Origin of the sequence: Stenotrophomonas sp. EMP41, from assembly GCF_047495535.1 — a bacterium.
GTDB lineage: Bacteria > Pseudomonadota > Gammaproteobacteria > Xanthomonadales > Xanthomonadaceae > Stenotrophomonas > Stenotrophomonas sepilia.
In genome coordinates, this window is record NZ_CP179923.1 from 4,076,953 (window position 1) to 4,102,820 (window position 25,868).

Here is a 25,868-nt window from a genome sequence, read left to right on the forward strand (position 1 = left end):
CAGAATGTTTGCACCGCGGTGTCATCACTGCGTACCGCGCTGCACGAACGGTACTTTCGCGTACAGCGCACGTTCGCCGGCACGAGGATCGTCCACCACGCCGCTCTGGCGATCGAACAGCATGGTCTGCCGCCGGGGCAGCGCGTAGGGTGGCCATTGCGGCATTCCGCGATGATTGGGGTCGCCGTTGCGCGCGAAGGCGATCAGTGCGTCGCTCATTGCCGCCGCCAGCGTATGCGCATCCGCACCTCCACCGGTGCGTGCGCCGGGCAGGCCGGCGTTGTCGAACACCAGTGGGATGTCCAGCGTGTGGAAGGCGCGCAGCCGGCCTTGCTCCACCGGTGAGCCCCAGTCCAGCTGGTAGGCCCAGGTGGGCGCGGCCCCACTGGGCTGGCGCGCACGCGCTTCCAGTTCCTCCACTGCGCCGCGCCAGGAACGGCCTGCGGTAGTGGCCGCGAAGAACACCTCCGAAGGCGTGTAATGCGGGTACAGGCGCCGGTACTCGGCGATCACCGTCTGCGGCAGCAGATCCACGAACTGCTGGCGTTCCAGCTGCGCCGGCAGCGTTTCCCAGGTCAGCGCGAAGTTGGCCGGATCGTTGCCGAGGAAGGCGCGGGTCTCGTCGCGCGTATTGCCGATCACCATCGGAATGCTGGCCGACTGCCGCGGTGCCTGCGGCCAGAACGGATGCACCGGAAGGGAGACTTCGTCCAGTACCGGCCCGAAGTACAGCGATGTGCTTTCCACCCGCGATGGATCGCGGGCACGGGTGGCTGCAAGCAGATCGGCGGCCGGGAGCCGCAGCAGGGCAGACAGGTCCTTTGCACCCACTGCCTCCATTGCAATGGCGGCGCGCTGTGCGGCGGCACGCGGGCCGGCCGCGGTGACCTGCTGCCCGCTCATTGTCCACGCGCGCTGGAACAGGCCGCGTGCCGCAGGCATCGCCATCAGCGTGGCGATCTTGGCGCCGCCCCCGGACTGGCCGAACACGGTGATGTTTCCAGCGTCACCGCCGAAGATCGCCGCGTGTTCGCGTACCCACTGCAGCGCCTGTACCAGGTCGAGCTGGCCGACATTCCCCGACGCGGCGTAGCGTGCGTCGCCAAGTGCGCCCAGGTACAGGTAACCGAAGGTGTTCAGCCGATGATTGAGGGTCACTACCACCACATCGCCGCGGCGGCACAGCGCACTGCCGTCGTACAGCGGATCGCTGCCGGAGCCGTTGTTGAACCCACCCCCGTGCATGTAGACCAGCACCGGGCGGCGGCCGCCATCCCCCAGTGCGGGGGTCCAGACGTTGAGGAACAGGCAGTCTTCGCTGCCGGGGCCTTCCGCGCCGCCCTGCGGTGCGGCCGCGCCATAGTCCAGTGCGTCGGCGATCCCGTTCCATGCCGCTTCCCGGCGTGGTGGCTGGAAGCGATGGGTGCCGGTATCGGCGCCGTAGCGCACGCCGCGGAATACCAGCACGCCTTGTTCATGCTGGCCGCGCACGCGCCCCCCGCGCACGCGGACGATCGGCAGGCGTTCGTCGCGTGCACCGGGCAACGCCGCTGCCGGCAGTGCCACCAGCGTGGCCGTGGCCAACGCCCAGCGCGCGCTGTCGCGCAGGAAACGGCGGCGCTGCAGATCGTCGGGTGCTCCCGTCATCGGCTGCCCTCCGCACCCTTTCCTGCTGTCAGCCATGCCTGTGCCAGCGCTGGCCACTGCGCCAGGGTGGAGCCGGGCTGCAGGCGCATGCCGAAGCCGTGGCCACCATGGGCGAACACATGCAGTTCGTGCTCGACACCTGCCCTGGCCAGCGCCTGCGCCATCACCTCGCTGTTGTGCACGCTGACCACGCGATCGTCGTTGGCATGGATCAGCATGGTCGGTGGCATGTCCGCGCGCACGTGCTCCTGCACCGAGTACTGGGCCGCCAATGCGGGGTCAGGGTGCTCGCCCAGCAATCGCCCGCGCGAACCGCTGTGCGCATGCGCGCCCATGTCGATGACCGGGTAGACCAGCACCGCCCGTGCCGGGCGCGCGCTCAGCTGATCGATCGCATCGCGTGCGGGATAGACCGGAGCATCGAAGCCGGTGGCCAGCCGCGCAGCCACGTGGCCGCCGGCGGAAAAGCCCATGACCGCCACATTGTCAGCCTCCAGGCCGCGGCGTGCGGCCTGGTCGCGCACGACCCGCAGCGCACGCTGGGCATCGGCCAGCGCCGCCTGGCGGTCCCTGCCCGGCTGCGGCAGGCGGTAGCGAAGCACGAACAGGGTGAAGCCTGCCCGCTGCACCCAGTCCGGCACCAGCGCGCTGCCCTCCTTGTCGATTACCACCCGCTGGTAGCCGCCGCCCGGAATGACCAGCACCGCCTGCCCGTTCGGACGTGGCGGCGCGTGCACGATCATGTATGGCGCATCGATCCCGTCCACGAACCGGTCCGGATGGGCCGGATCGGGGCTGCGCTCAACCACCCGCGCCTTCCGTGCCGGAGCGCTCTGGCCAGGTACCTGGCCGTCCGGCCACAGCGGCAGGCGTTCGCCCGCCACCTCCCCGGCAAGCCGCTGGCCGTCGCGCAGCGGGACGTCGGCGGCACGTGCCGGGGCAAGCGTCAACAGAACGCACAGGAACAGCACAAGAGGGGGCAGACGCATGGCGGACCGGGCTCCAGCGAAGGGTGGGCAGCGTGCCGCAAGCGCCCCGGAAGCGGGTGTGATGCGCTGCGGCTTGCGCGATGACACCGGTTTACCATATACACCTCCTGCAGACGCTGTCGATGGGCAGTGCAACAACGCAGAGGGAGACCGTTCTTGAGCAACGAACACGGCACACAGGGGCAGAGGCCGGCGCCGGACGGTGCAGCCGCCATCGCCCGCGCCTTCACCGATGCACGCCGCGCAGGCAAGGCCCTGCCCGCGTTCCCCGGAGAGATCCCCGTCGATCTGGTGGCTGCCTACCACGTGCAGGACAAGGCCATCGGTCTGTGGAGCGATACGGTGGTCGGCTGGAAGGTGGGTTACATCGCTGCCGAGCGTCGCGACGGCTCCGGCGATGAGCGCCTGCTGGGGCCGATCTTCAAACGTCAGCTCTGGAATGATACCGGTGGAACAAGCGACATCCCGGTCTTCGTCGGGGGCTTCGGCGCAGTCGAAGCAGAGTACGTGCTGGAGCTGTTGGAGGACGCGCCGGCCGGACAGCTGCACTGGTCCCCGGAACAGGCCGAAGCGCTGCCTGCGCGCCTCTACATCGGCGTGGAAGTGGCCAGCAGTCCGCTCGCCACCATCAACGAACTCGGTCCGCGCGTGGTGGTGGCCGACTTTGGCAACAACAACGGCCTGGTGCTGGGCCCGGAGATCGTCGACTGGACCGCACGCGACGAAAACTCGCTGCGTGCCGAGACACTGATCGAAGGTGAGGTGGTCGGCATCGGTGGCGCCACCCGCCTGCCCGGTGGCCTGCGGGCGGCCTATGCCTTTGCGCTGTCCCGTTCGGCCCTGCGTGGCCGGCCGCTGCGCAAGGGCGACCTGATCGCCACCGGCAATGCCACCGGCATCCACGATATCGAGGCAGGACAAACGGCGCTGGTGCGCTTTGCCGGCTTCGGTGACATTGCCTGCCGGGCCGTGCCCGCGGGATGACCGCGGGGCTGCCCTGGTGAACACGCGCGGGAGGGCGCAGATGATCACACGACGTAACTTCCTGGCCGGTGGCGCTGCTGCCCTGGCCACCCCGATGCTCGCCGCCTGTGGCCGCGGGCCGGGCAGCGATCTGGCCGGTGGCGCGCTGTTGACCGCCACCGACGTGCATGTGGCCGACTACCCTACCGTCACCGCGGTGAAGTGGATCGGCGAAACGCTGCAGCGCGAAACCAACGGCCGCCTGCGCCTGCGCCAGTACCACTCCGGCCAGCTGGGCCGCGAATCCGAGGCGATCGACATGGCGCGCTTCGGTGCCATCGATATCACCCGCGTCTATGCCGGTGCGCTGAACAATGCCTTTCCGCTGACCCAGGCGCTGTGCCTGCCCTACGTGTTCACGTCGGTGGCGCACCAGCGTGCCGCGTTGGATGACGGCGTGGCCGAAGCCGTGCTGCGCGGCTTCCAGGGCCGCCGCCTGGTCGGCCTGGCGATCTACGATTCCGGTGCACGCTGCTTCTACAACACCAAGCACCCCATCGTTTCGCCCAAGGACCTGCACGGCCTGAAGCTGCGCGTCGCCTCATCGGACATCTTCATCCAGCTGATGCGCCTGCTCGGCGCCAACCCGACGCCGATGTCGCTGGGCGACACGTTCTCCGGCATGGAAACCCACATGATCGACGGCGCCGAGAACAACATGCGCAGCTTCCATTCCAGCCGCCATTTCGAAGCGGCGCACTACTGGTCGCAGAGCGACCATTCGTACGCGCCGGACGTGTTGCTGATGTCGCGTGCCAGCTTCGAACGCCTGTCGCCTGACGACCGCCAGCTTCTGCTGCAGACCGCGCGCGCATCGGTGAAGGTGATGCGCGAGCAGTGGGATGCGTCGGAGGACGCTGCACGCCGCGCCGTGCTGGCCTATGGGGTGAAAGCCAACGAGGTGGACATGCCCGCCTTCCGCACCGCCGCCCAGCCGCTGCTGCAGCAGTACCTGCAGCAGCCGGAGATCGCCGCGCTGGTCGACCGCATCCGCGCCGCCTGAGGACACTGCCATGACCGAGACGACGACGCCCGCCACCGGGCCTGGCCAGCGCCTGCTGGACCGCATCGCCGACATCGCCATCTACGGCGCCGTTGCTGCCCTGCTGGGGCTGGTGGTGGTGCAGGGCTGGCAGGTGTTCGCGCGCTACGTGATCAACGATTCGCCCAGCTGGACCGAGCCGGTCACGCTGCTGCTGCTGGCCACGGCGATGAGCCTGGGTGCCGCCTGCGGTGTGCACACCAACCGCCACTTCGGCTTCTTCCTGCTGCACGCCTGCATGGGCCCCGGCCTGCGCCGTGCGGTGGACGTGCTGGTGCAGCTGGTTGTGGCGGTGCTGGGAGGCTTCATCGCCTTCTGGTCGGGTGATCTGCTGCTCGACGGCCTGGACATCAAGACCGCCGGCGCCGATCTGCCGCAGAGCATCAACTACCTGCCACTGGCGGTGGGCGGCGGGCTGATGCTGCTGTTCGCGCTGAACCGTGCGTGGAACGCGCTGCAGGCCCGCGCCACCGGCGCCGAAGACGCTGAAGGAGATCGTTGATCCATGGGTATCACCATCCTGTTCTCCGTGTTCGCCGTGTTGCTGCTGCTCGGCGTGCCGGTGGCTTACGCGCTGGCCGCAGCCGCGCTGGCCACCCTGCTCTACCTGGATATTCCCAGCATCGTGCTGGTGCAGCAGATCTCGGCCGGTACCGGCTCGGCCTCGCTGATCGCCATTCCGTTGTTCATCTTCGCGGGCGAGATCATGATGCGCGGCGGCATCTCGGAGCGCCTGATCGCCCTGGCCTCGTCGCTGGTTGGCCGCTTGCGCGGTGGCCTCGGCCAGGTCTCGATCCTGTCCTCGCTGTTCTTCGGTGGCGTGTCCGGCTCGGCCATCGCCGATGTCTCGGCGGTGGGCGGCACGATGATCCCGCAGATGGTCAAGCGCGGCTATGACCGCGACTTCGCGGTGAACGTCAGCATCACCGCCGCGCTGGTGGCGCTGCTGGTGCCGCCGTCGCACAACCTGATCCTGTTCTCGGCCGCTGCTGGCGGGGGCCTGTCCATCGCCGACCTGTTCGCCGCCGGCATTGTCCCCGCGCTGCTGATGACGCTGGCGCTGATGGTCACCGGCTATGCGGTGGCGCGCCGCCGCGGCTATGGCGTGGAGGTCTTTCCCGGCTGGCGCGCCGTGGCCCTGCGCATCGTCTCCGCCCTGCCCGGCCTGGGCCTGGTCGCGCTGATCTTCATCGGCATCCGTGCCGGCATCTTCACCGCGGTGGAAAGCGCAGCCATCGCCGTGGTCTACGCCTTGCTGGTGACCACCGTGCTGTACCGGCAACTGCGCTGGCGCGAGTTCTTCGACACCGTCATCCATGCCGCGCGCAGCACGGGCGTGATCCTGTTCGTGATTGCCACCGCCGCCGTGTTTGGCTGGCTGCTGGCCTACCTGCAGGTGCCCGCGGCCGCCGTCGAGTTCCTGCAGTCGTTCGCGCACAGCCAGTTCATGGTGCTGCTGATGATCGTGGTGATGCTGCTGTTGCTGGGCACCTTCATGGACCTGGCGCCGATGATCCTGATCTGCACGCCGATCTTCCTGCCGGTGGCCCGCGCCTACGGCATCGATCCGATCCACTTCGGCCTGGTGCTGGTGCTCACCGGTGGCCTGGGTCTGGTCACGCCCCCGGTAGGCTCGGTGCTGTTCATCGGCACGGCCATCGGCAAGATCAGCGTGGGCCAGAGCATGCGCACCATCTGGCCGTTCTGGTTCGCCGCGCTCGCCGTGCTGCTGGTCGTGGCCTTCTTCCCCTCACTGTCGCTGTGGCTGCCCGCCGCGCTGCGCGGCTGAGCCACAAGGAGACTGCCATGCGTGCACTGCGTATCGCCGCCACCGCCACTCTGCTCGTGCTGTTGCTGCCGGCACGGCCTGCACCCGCGGCGGAGGCCGCGCGCGCCCCGGCGCAGTGGGCGCGGGGGCTGGAACACCAGCGCCAGGCGGACCGTGGCGATGGCACGTTCCTCAATCCGGTGCTGGCCGGCGACCATCCGGATCCCTCGGTGCTCAAGGACGGAGACGATTACTACCTCACGCTGTCGTCGTTCGACGCCTATCCCGGCCTACCGATCTGGCACTCGCGCGACCTGGTGAACTGGCAGCCGCTGGGCCATGCGATCACCCGCAACGTGGGGGCGATCTGGGCGCCGGACATCGTCAAGCACCGGGGGCGCTACTTCATCTACTTCCCGGCCCGCACCGGCGAGCGCCGCAGCAACTTCGTGGTCTGGGCCGATGACATCAAGGGCCCGTGGAGCGCGCCGATCGACATCGGCCTGGGCGGCTACATCGATCCCGGCCATGCAGTGGGTGAAGACGGCAAGCGCTACCTGTTCCTCAGTGGCGGTGATTACGTGCAGCTGGCCGACGACGGGTTGAGCGTGGTCGGCAAGCCGAAACACGTCTATGACGGCTGGCGCTACCCGCAGGACTGGGACGTTGAGGCCTACGCGCAGGAAGGCCCGAAGATCCACGTCCGCGACGGCTGGTACTACATGACCACGGCAGTGGGTGGCACCGCCGGTCCGCCGACCGGGCACATGGTGATCACGGCGCGCTCGCGTTCGATCCACGGCCCATGGGAGAACGCGCCCAACAACCCGATCACACGCACGCAGTCGGCGGCCGAGCCCTGGTGGTCACGCGGCCACGCGACGGTGATCGAAGGGACCGATGGACGCTGGTGGATGATGTACCACGGGTACGAGAACGGCTTCTGGACGCTGGGTCGGCAGGCCCTGCTCGAACCGATCGAATGGACCGCTGACGGCTGGTTCCGGGCCAACGGCGGCGACCTCGGCCAGCCACTGCGCAAGCCGGCCGGACAGGCGCTGTCGCCTCATGGCATGGCGCTGTCGGATGATTTCCGCGGCAGCACGCTTGGCCCACAGTGGGCGTTCTTCAACCCGGCGCAGGACGAGTACCGCCGGCTGGGTTTCAGTGGCAACGGCCTGGTCCTGCAGGGCAAGGGCAGCACGCCGCGCGATGCCTCGCCGCTGACCACCATCGCCGGCGACCGGGCCTACCAGTTCGAGGTGGAGATGGAGATCGCCCCCGGTGCCGTGGGTGGCGCGCTGCTGTTCTACAGCGACCGGCTGTACGTGGGCGTAGGCAGCAACGGCGAGTCGTTCATCATGCATCGCTACGGCGAGGAGCGCCCTGCCAGGCCGGCGCCGGGCCGCGGCGGCCGGCTGTGGTTGCGGGTGACCAACAACCGGCACATCGTCACCTTCCACTCCAGCACCGACGGGCACACTTGGCAGAAGTATCCGGTTCAGATGGAAGTGTCCGGATACCATCACAATGTCGCGGGCAGGTTCCTGGCGCTGAAGCCGGCGCTGTATGCGGCCGGCGACGGTGCGGTAACCTTCCGCAACTTCCGCTACCGCGCGCTGGACTGAGCGCGGAGCCGGAATCCCCAGACTTACCGGGTTCAAAACATGTCAGTGCGCAACAAGAACGATGCCGCTACGCCGGCATTGGCGAAGGGCAAGGTAGCCACCATCAACGACATCGCGCGACTGTCGGGTGTATCCAAGAAAACGGTTTCAAGAATCATCAACAACTCGCCACTGGTGCGCAAGGACACGCGCGACAAGGTGGAAGCGCTGATGCGTGAAGTGGGCTATACGCCCGATCCACTGGCCCGCGGGTTGGCGTTCCGCCGCTCCTTCCTGATCGGCATGGTCTACGACAACCCCACCGCGCAGTACATCGTGGACATGCAGTACGGCGCGCTGGATGCATTGCGTGGATCCAGCTTCGAGCTGGTGGTGCATCCCTGTGATAGCCGCAGCCCCGGCTACATCGAAGGCGTGCGTCGCTTCGTGCAGCAGCAGAAGCTGCACGGCGTGATCCTGGTGCCGCGTGCCTCGGAAGACCAGGCGCTGGCGGACATGCTGGATGAGATCGGCTGCCGGTTTACCCGCGTGGCAGCGCTGCCGCTGGACGAAAGCTCGCAGATGGTGGTCACCCATGACCGCGATGGTGCGGCCGAAGCCGCCGACTACCTGCTCTCGCTCGGCCACCGTGACATTGCACTGGTGACCGGTCCCAGCGCCTACCGTTCGGCCCATGAACGTACCGCCGGCTTCATCGACGCACTGTTGCAACGCGGTATCGAGCTGCCGAAGGACCGCATCATCGAGGCCGGCTACACCTTCGAATCCGGTGTAGCCGCTGCCGAGAAACTGCTGCTGGGCAAGCGCCGCCCGACCGCCATCTTCACCGGCAACGATGAAATGGCTGCCGGTATCTACAAGGTGGCGCTGCGCGCGGGCATCAACATTCCGCGCCAGCTGTCCATCGTCGGCTATGACGACAGCCCGCTGGCCTCGCGCCTGTGGCCCTCGCTGACCTCGGTGCGCCGGCACACGCGCGATACCGGGCGCACTGCCGCGGCGATGCTGATCCAGCCCGAAGGCCAGGCCGCGCTGCCCATTGCCAGCGTGCGGCCGCACCTGATCGTCCGCGATTCCTGCCAGCCGCCGGAGGATTGATCCCCCAGGGATCAATCCTGCAGGTCATGACCTCTGGTCGTAACACGCCCCTGCCCCATCCACCCGATCCACCGCGCCTGCGGGCCATCCCCGGCATCGTGCGACGCAAAATGACACCGGTTTCCTGTCTGGCTAGAATCGACCGTGAACCGCGCCGGGGCCGACCCGTCGGCCCGCCCCCCGCTCTGGAGACGCCATGTACAGCAAGACCCATTACGCCACCCATCCCGATGCCATCCACGGTGCCAGCAACGACCAGCTGCGTGACCTGTACCTGCTCGATGGCCTGTTCAACGCCGGTGCGGTGACCCTCAAGTACACCCACTACGAGCGCTTCGTGATTGGTGGCGCCGCCCCGGTGGACGCACCGCTTGCGCTGCCGACCCAGACTGAACCCGCTTCGGCCGCAGGCCACCCATTCCTGGAGCGCCGGGAACTGGGCGTGATCAACGTCGGCAGCAGCACCGGTACGGTCACCGTGGATGGCACCGTCTACACGCTGGGTCCGAAGGACGGTCTGTACGTGGCCATGGGCAGCAAGGAGGTCGTATTCGCCTCGCAGGACGCCGCCAACCCCGCCCGGTTCTATCTGGCCTCGACCCCGGCCCATGCCCGCTTCGAAACCAGGCAGCTGTCCATCAAGGACGCCGTTGCACTGGACCGCGGCGCGCTGGAAACCAGCAACGAGCGCACCATCTACCAGTACATCGTGCCGGCCACCTGCCAGTCCTCGCAGCTGCTGCTGGGCCTGACCGTGCTAAAGCCGGGCAGCGTGTGGAACACCATGCCGCCGCACCTGCACGACCGTCGCAGCGAGGTTTACTTCTACTTCGACCTGGGCGACAGCGACCGCGTCTACCACTTCATGGGCGAACCGGACGCGCAGCGCCACATCGTGATCCAGAACAACGAAGCGGTCGTGTCGCCGCCGTGGTCGATCCACATGGGTGCCGGTACCAGCAACTACGCCTTCATCTGGGCGATGGGTGGCGAGAACCTGGACTACACCGACATGCACGTGCTGGACATCTGCCAGCTCAAGTAAGCCCGCCTGGCCGCCGCGCACCGTGTGCCGGCGGCCGTAGCGCTGACCCCGCTCGCCCCAATCAAGGAACGCATACGCAATGGCTAATCCCTTCAGCCTGGAAGGCAAGGTCGCTCTGGTAACCGGTGGCAATACCGGTCTGGGCCAGGGCATCGCCGTGGCACTGGCCGCCGCTGGCGCCGACGTCGCCGTGGCCGGCATCGCCCCGCCCACCGACACCATCGAAAAGATCACCGCGCTGGGCCGCCGCTGCCTGGCCATCGAAGCCAACCTGATCAGCATCGAGCCGGTGGCGCGCGTGGTCCGCGAGACCATCGAAGGGCTGGGCGGGTTGGACATCCTGGTCAACAACGCCGGCCTGATCCGACGCGCCGATGCGGTGGACTTCAGCGAGCAGGACTGGGACGACGTGATGAACGTCAACCTCAAGTCCGCGTTCTTCATTTCGCAGGCCGCCGGCCGCCACTTCATCGAACAGGGCCACGGCAAGATCATCAACATCGCTTCGATGCTGTCCTTCCAGGGTGGTATCCGCGTGCCGTCGTACACCGCCAGCAAGAGCGGCATCGCCGGCATCACCCGGCTGCTGGCCAACGAGTGGGCGGGCAAGGGCATCAACATCAATGCCATCGCCCCGGGCTACATGGCTACCGACAATACCGCCCAACTGCGCGCCGATGAAGCGCGCAACAAGGCGATCCTGGAGCGCATCCCGGCCGGCCGCTGGGGCACGCCGGATGACCTGGCCGGTGCGGCGGTGTTCCTGGCCTCGTCCGCGTCGGATTACATCAACGGTGCCGTGCTGCCGGTCGATGGTGGCTGGCTGGCGCGCTGACGGCAAGGCGACGAACGGTGGGTGCGGACCTTGGTCCGCACCGCTTTCCCAAAGCAGCCGAGCACGGCTCGGCTCTACAAGGGCCTGGTCATGCGCAAGCTGTTGCTGCTGTTGCTGCTGTCGTGCACCACCGCACAGGCGGCGCCCGTGCGGGTCTTCATTGCCGGCGACTCCACTGCGGCCGCATACGGCCCCGAGCGCGCGCCGCAGGCCGGCTGGGGCCAGGCGCTGCAGAGCTACCTGGACCCGGCGCGCCTGGAGGTGCACAACCACGCCAAGGGCGGGCGCAGCACGCGCAGTTTCATCGACGAAGGGCGCCTGGATGCCATCGCCGCCGAGCTGCGCCAAGGCGACGTGCTGCTGATCCAGTTCGGCCACAACGATGCGAAGTTCGAAGACCGCACGCGTTATACCGACCCGGACAGCGACTATCCGCGCCTGCTGATGCGCTACGTACAGGTCGCGCGCGGAAAGGGCGCCACGCCGGTGCTGGTCACGCCGGTGGCGCGGCTGCTGTACGACTTCGGTTCACTGCTGGACACGCATGGCCGCTACACACAGTCGATGAAGGCGCTGGCCGCGCGCGAGCAGATTGCGCTGATTGATCTGAATGATCGCAGCATGCGCTGGATCCGCGCGCTGGGTGAGGAGGGCGCGCGACCCTACTTCCTGTTCGTGCCCGAACAGAACAAGACCGACGGCACCCATTTCAGCGTGGCCGGCGCCCATGCGGTGGCCTGCCTGGTATTGCGCGAGGCGGTGCCGCTGCTACCCGCGCTGCAGCCGGCGCTGGTGCGGGACATCGACTGCGACGTGATGGATGCAGGGCAGGGCGCCGGTGCGACGGGAGATTCGCAGGTCGTGCACGAAGGCACGATTGCGCGCATGCAGCCCGGCCCGCACGGCGGCGGCGGGCCCACCACCGCGTATCCGTTCTTTGCCGACGCGGCGGACCTGCCCTTCGTGCTGCGCAAGCGCGTGCTGCACAAGGGCGCGGGTATCGGCCTGCATCCGCAGCACAAGGATGAGATCTACTACATCGTCAGTGGGCAGGGCAGCTACGTGCTGGACGGCAGGCAGTACGACGTGCACGCCGGGCACGCGCTGCTGACCCGCAAGGGCAGCCGCCATGCGCTGCAGCAGGTGGGTGACGAGGACCTGGTGCTGCTGCTGGCGTACCCGCGCTGATCCTGTAGAGCCGAGCCTGCGCTCGGCTGCTTCGGTCGATGCGGCCGCCGCTCTCGGCAAAAATGGATGGATGCACTAAGAGTCCATGACAAGGAATCCATCGGCTCGCTGCAGCATTTCCCTGATGACATCCTCTTCATCGAACTTCTGAAAAAGCGGTAGCTCGTCGTACTGGCCAAATTTGTCGGCTGCAATGAAGTGCCCGCGGAATACAACCATCCTCACTTCAGGTCGCAATGCAGCGACCTGTCGTCTAGCAGGCGCCCACGCTGAGGCTTCATCACTGAACGGCAGGTTGCCGATACGCGGCCATCTTCCCGTCTTCAGAGCATCCTGAAAGAGGAATACGTCCAGCACGCTGCCCACAGCGGGTATCTGCGCAATGGGAAGAATGCGTGCTTTGGAGATGACAGGGAGAATACCGACATCCACATCCTGATATGCCCGGATGTAGCCGAAGCTCTGCTGCTCGGCATCCAATGGAACTGCAAAGATGTCTCCAGCGGCGACACGTACGCGCTTGCTGGACTTCGTCTCAACTCTCGTTTGCATTAGTGAGCTATCTCTTATGACCGGCCTTCAAGCCAGAGCGAAGGTCATGCATCGACAAAGATCATTCGAGCGTTGCCGCTCCGAGGCCTCCATGGGCCAAGGGCATTGGATCGAACGGGACAGCACGCAAGATTGCTAGGGTCCAAGACTGAGATTCAAGGCCAATTGCGACATCACATCAAACCAGACGCGCCTATTGTGGCCAGTCAGGTTATCAGCGGCTCCGCGCCGAAGTGCTTCAGCCCGAACCGCGCAAGGTCTTCCGGGCGCTCGAAATAGGCGTCCTCGAAGGCTTCCAGCGCCTGCTGTTCGTCTTCGCTCATCGCGTCGTACAGGTCGGTCAGTTCCTTGATCGCCGGGTCGTTTTCCAGCCGATCCAGCAGCCCGCGCATGCCGGCCAGGATCGCGTGGGTCTGCGTCGCGCCCATCGCCTGCAGCGCGCGCAGCGCCAGCTGGCAGGTCGGGTCGCCCCAGTTGCACAGGAACTGCATGAAGCCGCCGTTGTTGATGTCCGCTTCCATGCGCCACAGCGCCACCAGTTGCTGGTCCTCATCGGACAGCGCATCCAGCGTCCATCCGGCGTCCTTCAGCCGCGCCATCGCCGCGTCGTAGCGGTCTTCCCAGACCTGGTTGAGGATATCGACCACGCCCGCCTCGCGTGCCGGCAGCAGTGCCGGCCAGTTCACGCCCAGGCCATCGGCGGTGGCGACCCACTGCGCGCGTTGCCCGGCATCGGCTTCGAACAGCGCGGGTGCCCAGCGCAGCGGCTGTCGGGTGCGCCGGCCATCGGCCAGGGCCAGCAGGATGAAGTCGTCGTCGAAAGCGACGTCGGTCACGCGCAGGGCGGCAAACACATCGGTCATGCCGTGCAGGATACCCGCAGGCCAGCGCGTCTCACACGTCGCCGCCGTCAGCCCAGCCTTCGCCCGTGCCCTTCTGGAACACGCGGTCATCGCCCTGCACGTCACCGGCCGGCAGATGCGCCTGGTTGGCCAGTGCCGCGTAGATCGGGGTGAAGTCCGGCGACGTCGCCTGCATCAGCTGTTCGAAGCTGTCGATGACGAAGTAGGTCTTCTGGAAGGTGTCGATGCGGTACTTCGTGCGCATGATCCGCTGCAGGTCGAAGCCGATGCGATTGGGCGCGTCCGATTCCAGCGAGTAGAGCGACTCTCCCTTCGACGACACGATGCCCGCACCGTAGATGCGCAGGCCCTCGGGCGTGTCGATCAGGCCGAATTCCACGGTGTACCAGTACAGGCGGGTCAGGTTCTGCAGCGCATCCGGACCGATCGCATGCGCTTTGACGCCGCCGCGGCCGTACGCCTCCATGTAATCGGCGAACACCGGGTTCATCAGCAGCGGCACGTGGCCGAACAGATCGTGGAACAGGTCCGGTTCGGCGATGTAGTCGATCTGGTCCGGGCGACGGATCCACCAGGTCACCGGGAAACGGCGGTTGGCCAGGTGGTCGAAGAAATCCAGTTCCGGCAACAAGCCTTCGACGCCGACCAGGGTCCAGCCGGTGGCCGCGCCGAGCACTTCGTTGAGCTGGTCGAAGCGCGGAATCATGTGCGCACTCATCCCCATCTCGTCCTGCGCATCCAGGAACTCCTGGCAGGCGCGGCCGACCAGCAGCTCGCGCTGGCGCTGGTACAGCGTGCTCCAGGTCGCGTGGTCGTCGGCAGTGTAGGTGTCCCACGGTTGCTCGACGAGCGCGGTGGTGTACACCGGCACGTAGCCCTTGTCGGTCTGCTGGTGTTCGACGCGGCGGGGCTGGGCGAGGTCCATGGGGCGCTCCTTGAAGGGATACCCACGATGCTAGGGCAGGGCGCGCGCAACAGGGTTGCAAAAGTTGCGCCGATTGCCGTTGTTGGCGCAATATCCTTGCGTACTCACCATGTTGCGGGGCAACAATGGCCGGAGAAGTCCAGTTCGATCGCACGGATATACGCCTGCTGGCTGAAATCCAGCGGGACGGGCGCGCTACCAACGCCGAACTGGCGGCGCGGGTGAATCTGTCGCCCTCGGCCTGCCTGCGCCGCCTGCAGCGGCTCGAAAGCGAGGGCGTGATCGTCGGCTATGGTGCGCGCCTGGAGCCACGGCAACTGCGCCTGGGCCTGCAGGCCTTCGTGCGCGTGCAGCTGGAAAAACACGACCAGGCCGCCATCGGCCACTTCGTGGACAGCGTTCAGGGCTGGGATGAAGTGGTGGCCTGCCATGCGCTGACCGGCGACATGGACTACCTGCTGCACGTCTACGTGCGCGACCTGGAGCATTTCTCGCACTTCCTGCTGGATCGGCTGCTCAATGCCGGTGGCGTGGCCGATGCCAATTCCAGCTTCGTGCTGCGCACGGTGAAGGGCTTCCAGGCGCTGCCGTTGTCGCAGTTGGAGCCCTGAGCAGCCACCAGGCGTGCCCGGCGGCATGGCATCAATGGATCAGCACTTGTCCTTGCGGCCCATCAGCCTGCCCAGGCGCGAGGCTTCCTCGCACTTCGGTGCGGCCACCGGCGCTGGTGCCGCTGCGGCGGCGCGTGCGCGCTGCAGCTGCTGGATCTTCGCACGGATCTGCGGCATGGCCGCCATCGCCGCCTTTTCGCCTTCCAGGATCGCGGTGCCACGCTGGCTGAAATCGGCGGCGCCGATGTCCAGCACCTTCGGCCGGATGACGATGTCGGCGCGCGCCAGTTCCTGCTCGCCCAGGCGCTGGCCCATGATCGAGATGGACTGGTTGACGATGCCCAGCATGTCCGTCGGCGCCTTGCCGCTGGCCTTGCTGGAGATGTCGACGGCGATCACGAAGTCGGCGCCGAGCTGGCGGGCAGCGTCCACCGGCACCGGGCTGACCACGCCACCGTCGATGTAGTTGCGGCCGCCGATCTTCACCGGTTCGAACACGCCGGGGATGCTGCTCGATGCGCGCACCGCCTGGCCGACATTGCCGCGCACGAAGATCGCGCGCTCGCCGGTTTCCAGCTGGGTGGCGACGGCGGCGAACGGCTTTTTCAGGCGCTCGGCAGGACGGTTGGCAACCTGTTCGTTGACGTAGTCCTGCAGCTTCTGGCCCTGCACCAGGCCACCGGAGAACAGGCGAACGTCGCGGATGCTGGCTTCATCAAGCGCCACGGCCCTGCTCTGCATCTGGAAGGCATCCATGCCGCTGGCATACAGGGCGCCGACCACGCTGCCGGCGCTGGTGCCGGCGACCACGGCCGGCTCGAAGCCGTTGGCCTCCAGCATCTTGATCACGCCGATATGGGCAAAGCCTTTGGCCGCACCGCCGCCCAGGGCGATGCCGATCTTCACCGGCTTGGCCTGCGGGACCACGGTCGGCGCCGGCGGCGGCGTGGGGCGGACCGGATCGCCACCGCAGCCGGCCAGCAGGCCGATCAGGGCGACAGACAGCAGCATGCGGGGGCGGAACAGGCTCATCGGCAGTGCGCGCGCGGCGCCGGATTCAGGAAAGGGCGCCAGCATACCGAAGCCGCGGCGGGGCGGGCAGGGTGGGAAATATCGCCCATTCATAAAGGTAGTGCCGGCCGCTGGCCGGCAACCATAGGGAAACTGGCAACGGTCCATGGGGCTGCCGGCCAGCGGCCGGCACTACCGGGATGCGCGCGAAGTGCAGGAGGTTGCCGGCCAGCGGCCGGCACGACCGGAGCCGGTCAGAACCGGTTGTCACCATCCAGCATCCGGCCCAGGCCGCCCAGCACCGAGCCTTCGCCGCGGTTCTGGCCGCCGCCCTGCGGTGCGGCCATCCACATGCGGCCGGCCAGGCGTGAGAACGGCAGCGACTGCAGCCAGACCTTGCCGGGGCCGGTCAACGTGGCCAGGAACACGCCCTCGCCGCCGAACAGCATGCTCTTGATGCCGGCCACCCGACGCACGTCCATGTCCACCGTCGGGTGGTAGGCCACCACGCACCCGGTATCCACGTCCAGGCGTTCGCCGGCGGCCAGCTCGCGCTCCACCACGCAGCCGCCGGCGTGGACGAACACCCAGCCGTCGCCCTCCAGTTTCTGCATGATGAAACCCTCGCCCCCGAACAGGCCGGTCATGATCTTGCGCTGGAACTGCACGCCGATCTGCACGCCGCGCGCGCCGGCCAGGAAACTGTCCTTCTGGCAGATCAGGCGGCCGCCGTGCTGGTCCAGTTTCATCGCCAGCACCGTCCCAGGGTAGGGCGCAGCGAAGGCGACCCTGCCCTTGCCATGGCCGCTCTGGGTGTAGACGGTGGCGAACAGGCTTTCGCCGGTCAGCACGCGCTTGCCGGCAGCCATCACCTTGCCCATGAAGCCGCCGCCCTGGTCGCCATTGGCGGCGCCGAACACGGTATCCATCTGCACCGTGGCGTCCTTGAACATCAACGCGCCGGCCTCGGCAATGGCGCTCTCGCCGGGATCAAGCTCGATTTCCACGAACTGCATTTCATGGCCGACGATGCGGAATTCGATGTCGTCGGCGCGGCCGCTGGCGGTGGCGGGGACCGGGGGTGGGGTGTGGGGCATGCCCGGGGCCGCTGATTGCAGTTCGGGCACTTCGGCAATCGAGGTCCATCCGCTCATGCCCTGGCACCAGGCCAGCGCGCGCGGGTTGGCCTGCGCGTAGCGGCGCGCGGCCTGGTCATCGAGCGGTCCGATTCGGTCGGCCTGGGCCGAGGGATGGAAGTACCACTGGGTCATTGCGGCGGCTCCGCGGCGCTGGAAAACCCCGAGTCTAGCGAGCGCCCCGGGGGCAGGGCGACGGGGCCATGAACGGCGGGCATTTGCGGGGCAGGTGCTGTATTGCAACAATTATCTGGTAGCGCCGTTTTACCACCCCTCCAAACACAGCCTACCGCCATGTCCCCGACCCGCACTTCCCGTGGCCGCCTTCCGGTCGCGCGCCCTCTCGTTGCCGCTCTTTCCGCCCTGCTGCCGTTGGTAGCAGCCGCCCAGGAAACCCCTGCCGCCAAGGATCCGGTTGCCCTCGACACCCTGCAGGTAACCGCGCAGCGCCGCGTCGAGAACGCCAAGGACGTACCGGTCGCAGTCAGCGCGATCCAGGGCGAGAAGCTGGATGTGCTCGGTTCGGCCGGCGATGACATCCGCTTCCTGGCCGCACGCGTGCCCAGCCTCAACATCGAGTCGTCCTACGGCCGTGCCTTCCCGCGCTTCTACATCCGCGGCCTGGGCAACACCGATTTCGATCTCAATGCCTCGCAGCCGGTGTCGCTGGTATACGACGACGTCGTGCAGGAAAGCCCGCTGCTGAAGGGCTTCCCGCTGTTCGACCTGGCCAACGTGGAAGTGCTGCGTGGCCCGCAGGGCACCCTGTTCGGCCGCAACACGCCGGCCGGCGTGGTCAAGTTCGACTCGGCGCGACCGTCGCAGGATGCCGATGGCTACGTGCGCGTGGGCTACGGCAGCTACAACAGCTGGAACGTGCAGGGCGCCTACGGCGGCCCGCTGACCGACCGCTGGTCGGCACGCGTCTCGGCGATCTACCAGCGCCGCGACGACTGGGTCGACAACACCCGTGTCGGCGCGCCCAACAGCGGCTTCGAAGGCTACGACGAAGCCGCCGGCCGCGTGCAGTTCCTGTACGAAGGCGATGACTTCGAAGCGCTGTTCAATCTGCACAAGCGCAAGCTCAACGGCACCGCCCGCCTGTTCCGTGCCAACATCATCCAGAAGGGTGGCAATTCGCTGGTCGAGAACTTCGACCGCGACAAGGTGGCCAACGACGGCGTCAACTTCTCCGACCTGGAGACCTGGGGCGGCAGCGCGCGCCTGCAGTGGAACCTCGGCTCGGTGACGTTGCATTCGATCACCGGCTACGAGACCGCCGAATCGCTCAACCGTGGCGACATCGACGGCGGCTACGGTGCAGCCTTCCTCGGTGCCGGCAACTACGGTCCGGGCCTGATTCCGTTCTCCTCGGAGTCGGCCGACGGCCTGCCGCACCATCGCCAGTGGACGCAGGAATTCCGCGTCGAATCCAACGAGTGGGGCCGCTTCGACTGGCAGGCCGGCGTCTTCTACTTCGATGAAGACGTGACCATCAACAACTTCAACTACGACTCGCTGGCCCCGGGCAATCCGCAGACCGGCCACGTGGTGCAGAACCAGCGCAACAAGGCCTGGGCGGTGTTCGCCTCGGGTGACTTCGACGTCACCGACCGCTTCAAGCTGCGTGCCGGCGTGCGCTACACCCAGGACAAGAAGGACTTCAGCGCCAGCGTGCTGCAGGCCGTTCCGTTCGGCACCACGGTCAGTGGCCCGTACCTGGCCAACACCGACGTCAACGACGTCAGCTGGGACCTGAGCGGCGTCTACAAGCTGACCGACGACATCAACGCCTACGCCCGCGTGGCCAAGGGCTTCCGCGCGCCGTCGATCCAGGGCCGCCTGGCCTTTGCGCCGGGTCTGTCGCAGGCCGATTCGGAGAAGGTCATCTCGTACGAGGCCGGCATCAAGGCCGACCTGTTCGAGCGCCGCGCCCGCCTGGGCCTGAGCGTGTTCCGCTACGACGTCGATGGCCAGCAGCTGATCGCCGTGGGCGGTTCCAACAACACCGCCACCCTGCTCAACGCCGACAAGACCATCGGCCAGGGCGTCGAGCTGGACCTGGAGGCCTACCTGGCCGACAACGTCCTGCTGACCTTCGGCAGCAGCTACAACGACACCGAGATCAAGGACAAGAGCCTGGCGGTGGCGATCTGCGGCGGTGGCTGCACCATCAACGACCCGACCACGGTGATCAACGGCCAGACCTATGCGCTGGTGAACGGCAACCCGCTGCCGCAGGCGCCGAAGTGGATCCACAACGCGACCCTGCGCGTGGGCTTCCCGCTCAGCGATGGCAGCGAGCTGTACGCCTACACCGACTGGGCCTACCGCAGCGCGGTGAACTTCTTCATCTACGAGTCGCCGGAATTCCGCGGCCGTAGTTCGCTGGAAGGCGGGCTGCGCCTGGGCTACAACTGGGGTTATGGCCAGTACGACGTGGCGGTGTTCGGCCGCAACCTGACCAACCAGACCCGCGTGGTCGGTGCGATCGACTTCAACAACCTGACCGGCTTCCTCAACGAGCCGCGGACCTGGGGCGTGGAGTTCACCGCGAAGTTCTGATGCGGTCGCTGCGGTAGTGCAATGAAGAAGGGCCGGCGCACTGCCGGCCCTTCTGCTTCGCACCCACCGGTAGTGCCGGCCGCTGGCCGGCAATGACCGATCGCGCAGGCGCCTACAGCGCGCTCTGCGGGCGCACCCTCAGCACCGCATTCTCGGTGGCGCAGTCGCGGCTGGAGTGCCGACCGGCCTTGCGCGCCGCCTCGATCTCCTTGCGTGCGGCCAGCAGGTCCTTGTTGAACGCCGCGTTGTCATGCAGGCGGGCGACGGCGGCGGCGCCCATGAAGCGGCCTTCGAGGATGTCGCTCTGCCAGTGCACGTTGCACACCAGGCGGCTCTCGCCGTAGTTGCGGCCGCGGGCCTGGATGGCATCGGCGCGGTCCGGCGCGATCTCCGACAGGATCAGTGCCCAGGCCCAGCCGATCGAGGTGTGGCCGGATGGATAGGAACCATTCTTGCGCAGGCCATCCTCGTCCTTCGGCGAGCAGGTCGGCTCACCGTTGACCATGAACGGGCGCGGGCGCTGGTAGTGGTTCTTGGCCGCCTTGGTGGCGGCGCTGGCGTCGATCCGGCTGCGCTCCAGCAGTCGATACAGCGCCGGAGTCTTCACCGCATCGATGTCGATGTCGGCGGCGCAGGAGAAGTGGTTTGCACCTTCGGGGAAGCCAAGTTCCGCATCGACGCCGGCCTGGGCGAAGCGCGGGCTGCCACGCAGCGCGCGGGCTTCACGGCTGACCTGTTCGTCCAGGGCGAGGGCGGCCGAACCGGCCACCGGCGGTGCCGGCACCAGATCGAGGCTGGCCGGAACAGCGCTCTTGTCCAGATAGCCCACCGCCTTGGTGGTGATGTTGGCTTCGACGGCGGTCGGCATGGTGGCCGAGGCAGCACAGCCGGCCAGGGCCACGGCAACGGCGAGGCCGAGCAGCGGGCGGGCGGGGTGGGAAATCAACGACATGGACGGGCTCCGGAGGAAAAACATCGCGTCATGATCGCAGCCCGTATGCGGCACCGCAGTGGCCATCGGTCATACGGCCAGACCCGGCATGGTCATCACAGGAGATGAAGAACGTCATCGAAGCGTGCCAGTCTGCTGAATCCGGGCGCAGCGCACGGACTTTCACGCGGCCGCGCCGTGAGCATCGGCACATCGGCAGGCACCAGGGGCCGTCCAGTTCCAGCCGGGTCGGGGGGATCCGAAGACAGAGGGAGAGAAGCGATGCGCAGCACCGCAACAGGAAGTACCGTCCTGGCCCTGCTTCTGGGGCTGGCAGCAGCACCGGCGCAGGCCGCCGACGTGGTCGGCGTGGCCTTCGTGCATGGCACCGGCGCGCAGACCAATGCCACCCAGGACTACTGGCAGCCGGCGATCATCGACACCGTGCGCCAGGGCCTGCCGAACAGCAGCAACTACGTTGTCATCAACTGTGACTTCACCCAGTACATGTGGAAGCCGGAGGCCGCCGGCTGCCTGGCCAACCAGCTGACCAGTTTCATCGACAGCCGTGGCATCACCCAGCTGGTGGTGATCACCCATTCCAACGGCGGCAACGTGGTGCGCTGGATCCTGTCCAACCCGACCTACGACAGCCGCTATCCGAAGATCATCCGCACGGTGCGCAAGGTCACCGCGCTGGCACCGTCCTCGGCGGGCACGCCACTGGCCGATGCGGTGCTCAACGGCAATACCTTCGAAACCTCGCTGGGCTGGCTGCTGGGCTACAAGAACGACGCCGTGCGCCAGCAGCAGGTGGCCAGCATGGCCACCTACAACGCGCAGAACCTGTACGGCACGGCCGGTCGCCCGGCGCTGCCCAAGCCGTTCCGCGCGGTGGTCGGCAGTGACGTGGAATCAGCGGTGTGGGACAGCAACAGCTACTGCGGTGGCTATGCCGCCAACGTCGGCCTGGAGTTCACCCAGAACTGGTTGTCGTCCTGCTCCGATGGCTTCCTGGAGTGCAGCAGCCAGAAGGCCGCAGGCACCACCTGGTTCACCGACACGCAGCGTACACAGGGGGCAGAGCCGCTCAGCCACAACCAGAGCCGCCGTGAGTGCTTCGGCCTGGGCACCCTGCTGCGCAACGACCTGACCCAGTGAGGGAGATGACCATGACGATCCATTCCACCCTGCTGGCCAGCGCCGTGCTGGCAGTGCTGTCCCTTTCCGCCGCGCAGGCCGCGCAGCCGCTGCAGGCCGCCCGCGCGGGCGACCAGGTGCCCGCTGCGCTGGTTGCCGCGCCGTTGCCGGCCGATGACAGCGAACGCGCACCGCTGTCCTTCGCCTGGGCCTTGGACCCGGCGCAATCGCTGCAGGCGGCTACGCCGTATGCCTCGGTCAGCCGCAGCTACTGGCAGCAGGTCGATGGCACCCAACTGCAGCGCGGCCTGGACCTGCCGCTGACGGCGGCCGATGCGGTGATCCAGCTGAGCCCGGTCGCAGGTGCCCGCGTGCTGCCGGCCAGCGCCCTGCAGGTGCGTGACCCGGCCGGCCGCAGCAGCGTGGCGCGCAGTGTCGATGCGCGCGCCCTGCAGGATGCCGGCATGCCGGTGAGTGATGGCAGCAGCATGCTGCGCACCGGCGCGACCAGTGCGGCCGGTGCGTACACGCTGCAGAGCGCGCAGGCGCAGGGCCGCTATGTGGTGCAGGTGCTGGAGCCGAACAGCCCGCTGCGGTTGGAAGTGCAGGCCAACCAGGCGCAGGTGCTGGCCGGTGGCAACGTGCAGCTGCAGGCACGCCTGCTGGAAGACGGCGCCACCCCCGCGCAGCTGGCATCGCGTCGTGGCGGCCTGGGTGGTGAAGCCCTGCTGGTCGCACCGGATGGCCGCAGTTGGCCGCAGCGCCTGCTGCGCACCACCGATGGCAGCCTGCGCGCGCAGGTGCGGATCCCGACCGACGTCGGCACCGTGCAGGGGCTGTGGGAGCTGCAGGTGTTCGCCCAGGCCGATGGCGTGCTGCGCGATGGCAAGGTGGCCTTCGCGGTGGCACGGCCGACCGCGCGTTTCAGTGGCCAGGCAGCACCGGACCCGTCCAGCCGCCAGGTGGCGCTGCCGCTGCAGGTGGCTGCGGCAGGCCGCTACGAGGCACGCGGCACGCTGTATGCCACGGCCCGCGATGGCCGGATGAAGCCGGTCGCGCAGGCACATGCAGCAGCGTGGTTCGACGGCCCAGGCGCCGGCCAGCTGGTGCTGCCGTTCGACCAGGCTGCGTTGCCGGCCGGTTTCGGCGCACCGTACGAGCTGCGCGACCTGCAGCTGCAGGACCAGAGCCGGATGGCACCGATCGAGTCGCGCGCGCTGGCGTTGCGGTTCTGAGGTTGCGGGCGGCGGGCCGGGGTCCGGCCCGCTGCTCCCTCCTGGGTAGAGCCGAGCCCATGCTCGGCTGCTGTTTGCCGTGATCACGAGCAGCCGAGCGTGGGCTCGGCTCTACAACGGCATGCCGATCATCCCGCGTATGCGGTCAGCCGGCCTTCCTGCTCGCACACGGTGATCGCGCCGCCGAACACCGCCGACAGCGGTTCGTTGCGCAGCAGCTCGGCGCGGGTACCGTCAGCCAGTACACGGCCGTCGCGCAGCAGCACCACGCGCTCGATCTCGGGAATGATCTCTTCGATGTGGTGGGTCACCAGCACCAAGGTAATGCCCTGCTGCGCCAGCACCCGCATCGTCGCCACCAGCTGCTCGCGGGCGACCAGGTCCAGCCCGGTGGAGGGTTCGTCCAGCAGCAGTGCCTGTGGCCGGTTGACCAGCGCGCGGGCGATCAGCACGCGGCGGGTCTCGCCAGCGGACAACTCGGCGTAGGCGCGGTCGCGCAGGGACAGGGCGCCGGTCATCGCCAGTGTCTCGCCCACGCGTGCGCGCATGTCGGCGGTCACTTCGCGGAAGGCCGGCACCACGTAGCTGGCGAAGAAGCCGGACAGCACGGCCTGTTCCACGGTCAGGCCCGGCATGTCGGCCAGATTGCTGCTGAGATCGCCGGTGACGATGCCCAGCTGCGATCGCAGCCGGTCCACCTGCCAGCGGTTCTGCCCCAGCACCCTTACCGCCACGGAGCCGTCGACCTGCGCCAGCGGGTACAGCTCGCGGGTGATCAGCTTGATGAAGGTCGACTTGCCGCAGCCGTTGGGGCCGAGCAGGGCGGTGTGCTGGCCCTGTGCGATGCGCAGGCTGAGCCCGTGCAGCACCTTCACCTGGCCGCGCACCACGGTGGCACGGTCCAGTTCGATCAACGGGGGTTGCTCCGCGACGGGCGGGGCGGCGGTCATGGCGCTGGCGCGTGGATCAAGGCTCGACAACTCAGGTCCCCAACTGTGAACGGTGCCACGGATGGCGATGCGATACATCGCCGCAGGGATGCAGTTTGCAACGCAAGCGCCCATCATGTCTGCCATCCCCGCGTCGATCCGGAGTGCTGCCATGTCTGATGCCCTGATGTCCCTGTTGACCGGTGGTGTGCTCGGCCTGGGAGGGTGGGCCATGCTGGCGGTGTTGCTGGTCTTCACCCAGATCACCATCTTCTCGGTAACCCTGTACCTGCACCGCAGCCAGGCCCATCGCGGGGTCGATTTCCACCCGGCGCTGGCCCACCTGTTCCGCTTCTGGCTGTGGCTGACCACGTCGATGATCACCCGCGAGTGGGTGGCCATCCATCGCAAGCACCACGCCAAGGTGGAGACTGAGGACGATCCGCACAGCCCGGTCACCCGCGGCATCGGCAAGGTGTTCTGGCACGGCGTGGAGCTGTACCGCGAAGCGCGCGGCATGCGCGCGGACATCGAGCAGTACGGGCGCGGCACGCCGGACGACGCGATCGAGCGCCATCTGTATGCCCCGCACGCCACGCTGGGGCCGATATTGCTGCTGGCGATCAACAGCGTGCTGTTCGGCCTGCCCGGCGTGGCCCTGTGGGCGATCCAGATGGCGTGGATCCCGTTCTGGGCGGCGGGCGTGGTCAATGGCCTGGGTCACTGGTGGGGATACCGCAACTACGAGTCGGCCGATACCTCCACCAATCTTACGCCGTGGGGGTTCTGGATCGGTGGCGAGGAGCTGCACAACAACCACCATGCCTTCCCCAGTTCGGCGCGCTTCGCGATGCGGCGCTGGGAGTTCGACATCGGCTGGAGTGCGATCCGCCTGCTGCAGGCGCTGCGACTGGCCAGGGTGCTGCGGGTGGCACCGGCCATGGACGTGCGCCCGAACATCGCCGTGCCCGATGCCGAAACCCTGAAGGCGCTGCTGTCGCATCGCTTCCAGGCGATGACCGATTACCAGCGCAACGTGTTCATGCCGGCCCTGCGCGAGGAGGCCGCGCAGGCCGGGGCCAAGCTGCGCCGGCTGCTGCCACGCCGGTTGCGCCGTGGCCTGGTCAACGATGGCCGCTGGCTGAAGCCGGACAGCCGCGCCCAGCTCAGCGCATGGGTGGCACAGCGGCCGCGCATCCGCACCCTGGTCGAGTACCGCGGGCGATTGGCTGCGCTGCTGGAAGCCCGTGGCCACGACGCCGCCGAGCGCCTGCATCAGCTGCAGGCGTGGTGCCGCGAGGCCGAGGAAAGCGGTATCGCGGCGTTGCAGGCCTACGCCGCACGGTTGAAGGGCTACAGCCTGGTGGGCGCGTGAGGGCAGGGTACGGGCTTCTGCTGGCGGCGCTGCTGCCGGGTGCGGCGCTGGCCCAGGTCACCGACACCGCCAGCTATCTGCAGCGGATGGACAGCGATGGCGACGGCAAGGTCAGCGAGGCCGAGTACGTGCAGTGGATGCTGTATGCCTTCGATCGCATGGACCGCAACGGTGATGGCGTGCTGAGCGCCGACGAGCTGCCCGGCGGCAAGGGCAGGGCGATCAGTCGCGAGCAGCAGCGGCTGGTGATCGTGCAGCGCTTTCATAAGCAGGATGCCAATAGTGATGGTTTCCTGGACGCGCGCGAACTGGCGGCGCCTCCGCGCTGAGCC

24 protein-coding genes are annotated in these 25,868 nt (G+C 67.6%); 15 read left to right on the forward strand and 9 right to left on the reverse strand.

Annotation, left to right across the window (positions count from 1 at the left end; translation table 11 throughout):
- Window positions 1–24: 24 nt before the first annotated feature.
- Together ACMGRF_RS18635 and ACMGRF_RS18640 are read right to left on the reverse strand one after the other, a co-directional pair.
- Entirely contained in the window at window positions 25–1,647 is a 1,623-nt protein-coding gene (locus ACMGRF_RS18635) for a carboxylesterase/lipase family protein (RefSeq protein WP_414485468.1), read from the reverse strand.
- Complete coding sequence (locus ACMGRF_RS18640) at window positions 1,644–2,618, reverse strand: alpha/beta hydrolase (RefSeq protein ID WP_049438644.1); 975 nt, start codon at window positions 2,616–2,618, stop codon at window positions 1,644–1,646. The genes ACMGRF_RS18635 and ACMGRF_RS18640 overlap by 4 nt, the downstream gene beginning before the upstream one ends.
- A 174-nt stretch (window positions 2,619–2,792) precedes the next feature.
- Here ACMGRF_RS18640 and ACMGRF_RS18645 point away from each other — a divergent pair, with 174 nt between their 5' ends.
- The 9 genes from ACMGRF_RS18645 to ACMGRF_RS18685 all read left to right on the forward strand — a co-directional run bounded on the left by ACMGRF_RS18645 (window position 2,793) and on the right by ACMGRF_RS18685 (window position 12,263).
- On the forward strand, window positions 2,793–3,620 hold the full coding sequence (locus ACMGRF_RS18645) for a 2-keto-4-pentenoate hydratase (protein WP_414485469.1): 828 nt from the start codon (window positions 2,793–2,795) through the stop codon (window positions 3,618–3,620).
- Between the two features lie 40 nt (window positions 3,621–3,660).
- Window positions 3,661–4,662: a TRAP transporter substrate-binding protein gene (locus tag ACMGRF_RS18650; RefSeq protein WP_414485470.1), complete on the forward strand. Its 1,002-nt coding sequence runs from the start codon at window positions 3,661–3,663 to the stop codon at window positions 4,660–4,662.
- Window positions 4,663–4,672: 10 nt separating this feature from the next.
- Window positions 4,673–5,203, forward strand: a complete 531-nt coding sequence (locus ACMGRF_RS18655) for a TRAP transporter small permease (RefSeq protein WP_005421135.1) — start codon at window positions 4,673–4,675, stop codon at window positions 5,201–5,203.
- A gap of 3 nt (window positions 5,204–5,206) precedes the next feature.
- On the forward strand, window positions 5,207–6,490 hold the full coding sequence (locus ACMGRF_RS18660; RefSeq protein ID WP_005421133.1) for a TRAP transporter large permease: 1,284 nt from the start codon (window positions 5,207–5,209) through the stop codon (window positions 6,488–6,490).
- A 17-nt stretch (window positions 6,491–6,507) separates the two neighbouring features.
- Entirely contained in the window at window positions 6,508–8,097 is a 1,590-nt protein-coding gene (locus ACMGRF_RS18665) for a family 43 glycosylhydrolase (RefSeq protein ID WP_414485471.1), read from the forward strand.
- A gap of 39 nt (window positions 8,098–8,136) precedes the next feature.
- The gene (locus tag ACMGRF_RS18670; RefSeq protein ID WP_005421130.1) at window positions 8,137–9,195 is read left to right on the forward strand and encodes a LacI family DNA-binding transcriptional regulator; all 1,059 of its coding nucleotides are present in this window, start codon (window positions 8,137–8,139) and stop codon (window positions 9,193–9,195) included.
- 196 nt (window positions 9,196–9,391) lie between these two features.
- Window positions 9,392–10,240, forward strand: a complete 849-nt coding sequence (kduI, locus tag ACMGRF_RS18675; protein WP_262257437.1) for a 5-dehydro-4-deoxy-D-glucuronate isomerase — start codon at window positions 9,392–9,394, stop codon at window positions 10,238–10,240.
- 79 nt (window positions 10,241–10,319) lie between these two features.
- Window positions 10,320–11,075, forward strand: a complete 756-nt coding sequence (gene kduD, locus ACMGRF_RS18680) for a 2-dehydro-3-deoxy-D-gluconate 5-dehydrogenase KduD (RefSeq protein ID WP_005421125.1) — start codon at window positions 10,320–10,322, stop codon at window positions 11,073–11,075.
- A gap of 90 nt (window positions 11,076–11,165) precedes the next feature.
- Entirely contained in the window at window positions 11,166–12,263 is a 1,098-nt protein-coding gene (locus ACMGRF_RS18685; RefSeq protein WP_262257438.1) for a GDSL-type esterase/lipase family protein, read from the forward strand.
- A 75-nt stretch (window positions 12,264–12,338) separates the two neighbouring features.
- On the opposite strand, the gene ACMGRF_RS18690 is transcribed toward ACMGRF_RS18685, so the two are convergent.
- From ACMGRF_RS18690 to phhA, 3 genes are all read right to left on the reverse strand, one after another.
- Window positions 12,339–12,815, reverse strand: coding sequence for an Imm26 family immunity protein (locus ACMGRF_RS18690; protein WP_049438634.1), 477 nt, complete (start codon window positions 12,813–12,815; stop codon window positions 12,339–12,341).
- A 206-nt stretch (window positions 12,816–13,021) separates the two neighbouring features.
- Window positions 13,022–13,678, reverse strand: a complete 657-nt coding sequence (locus ACMGRF_RS18695) for a DUF4375 domain-containing protein (protein WP_134709610.1) — start codon at window positions 13,676–13,678, stop codon at window positions 13,022–13,024.
- Between the two features lie 31 nt (window positions 13,679–13,709).
- Entirely contained in the window at window positions 13,710–14,603 is an 894-nt protein-coding gene (gene phhA / locus ACMGRF_RS18700; protein ID WP_049416198.1) for a phenylalanine 4-monooxygenase, read from the reverse strand.
- A 125-nt stretch (window positions 14,604–14,728) separates the two neighbouring features.
- On the opposite strand from phhA, the gene ACMGRF_RS18705 reads away from it, so the two are divergent.
- Window positions 14,729–15,214, forward strand: a complete 486-nt coding sequence (locus tag ACMGRF_RS18705) for an Lrp/AsnC family transcriptional regulator (protein WP_014035441.1) — start codon at window positions 14,729–14,731, stop codon at window positions 15,212–15,214.
- Window positions 15,215–15,253: 39 nt separating this feature from the next.
- Here ACMGRF_RS18705 and ACMGRF_RS18710 read toward each other — a convergent pair whose 3' ends face one another.
- Together ACMGRF_RS18710 and ACMGRF_RS18715 are read right to left on the reverse strand one after the other, a co-directional pair.
- Window positions 15,254–16,246 carry a patatin-like phospholipase family protein gene (locus ACMGRF_RS18710; RefSeq protein WP_049416200.1) on the reverse strand — a complete coding sequence of 331 codons (993 nt, stop codon included), beginning with the start codon at window positions 16,244–16,246 and terminating at the stop codon, window positions 15,254–15,256.
- Between the two features lie 233 nt (window positions 16,247–16,479).
- On the reverse strand, window positions 16,480–17,496 hold the full coding sequence (locus ACMGRF_RS18715; RefSeq protein WP_049416204.1) for a TIGR00266 family protein: 1,017 nt from the start codon (window positions 17,494–17,496) through the stop codon (window positions 16,480–16,482).
- 159 nt (window positions 17,497–17,655) lie between these two features.
- Here ACMGRF_RS18715 and ACMGRF_RS18720 point away from each other — a divergent pair, with 159 nt between their 5' ends.
- Window positions 17,656–19,926, forward strand: coding sequence for a TonB-dependent receptor (locus ACMGRF_RS18720; protein ID WP_414485472.1), 2,271 nt, complete (start codon window positions 17,656–17,658; stop codon window positions 19,924–19,926).
- A 112-nt stretch (window positions 19,927–20,038) separates the two neighbouring features.
- On the opposite strand, the gene ACMGRF_RS18725 is transcribed toward ACMGRF_RS18720, so the two are convergent.
- Window positions 20,039–20,878: an acid phosphatase gene (locus tag ACMGRF_RS18725; protein WP_099485333.1), complete on the reverse strand. Its 840-nt coding sequence runs from the start codon at window positions 20,876–20,878 to the stop codon at window positions 20,039–20,041.
- A 261-nt stretch (window positions 20,879–21,139) separates the two neighbouring features.
- Between ACMGRF_RS18725 and ACMGRF_RS18730 the strand changes: the two genes are divergently transcribed.
- Window positions 21,140–22,018, forward strand: coding sequence for a hypothetical protein (locus ACMGRF_RS18730; RefSeq protein ID WP_049416212.1), 879 nt, complete (start codon window positions 21,140–21,142; stop codon window positions 22,016–22,018).
- A gap of 11 nt (window positions 22,019–22,029) precedes the next feature.
- Complete coding sequence (locus ACMGRF_RS18735; protein WP_099485335.1) at window positions 22,030–23,232, forward strand: DUF4785 domain-containing protein; 1,203 nt, start codon at window positions 22,030–22,032, stop codon at window positions 23,230–23,232.
- Between the two features lie 128 nt (window positions 23,233–23,360).
- On the opposite strand, the gene ACMGRF_RS18740 is transcribed toward ACMGRF_RS18735, so the two are convergent.
- A complete protein-coding gene (locus ACMGRF_RS18740; RefSeq protein ID WP_049416214.1) occupies window positions 23,361–24,182 on the reverse strand; it encodes an ABC transporter ATP-binding protein in 822 nt (273 codons plus the stop codon).
- Window positions 24,183–24,333: 151 nt separating this feature from the next.
- On the opposite strand from ACMGRF_RS18740, the gene ACMGRF_RS18745 reads away from it, so the two are divergent.
- Window positions 24,334–25,536: an acyl-CoA desaturase gene (locus ACMGRF_RS18745; RefSeq protein ID WP_111097347.1), complete on the forward strand. Its 1,203-nt coding sequence runs from the start codon at window positions 24,334–24,336 to the stop codon at window positions 25,534–25,536.
- On the forward strand, window positions 25,533–25,865 hold the full coding sequence (locus ACMGRF_RS18750) for an EF hand domain-containing protein (protein ID WP_049437895.1): 333 nt from the start codon (window positions 25,533–25,535) through the stop codon (window positions 25,863–25,865). Before ACMGRF_RS18745 ends, ACMGRF_RS18750 begins: the two co-directional genes overlap by 4 nt.
- Window positions 25,866–25,868 lie beyond the last annotated feature (3 nt).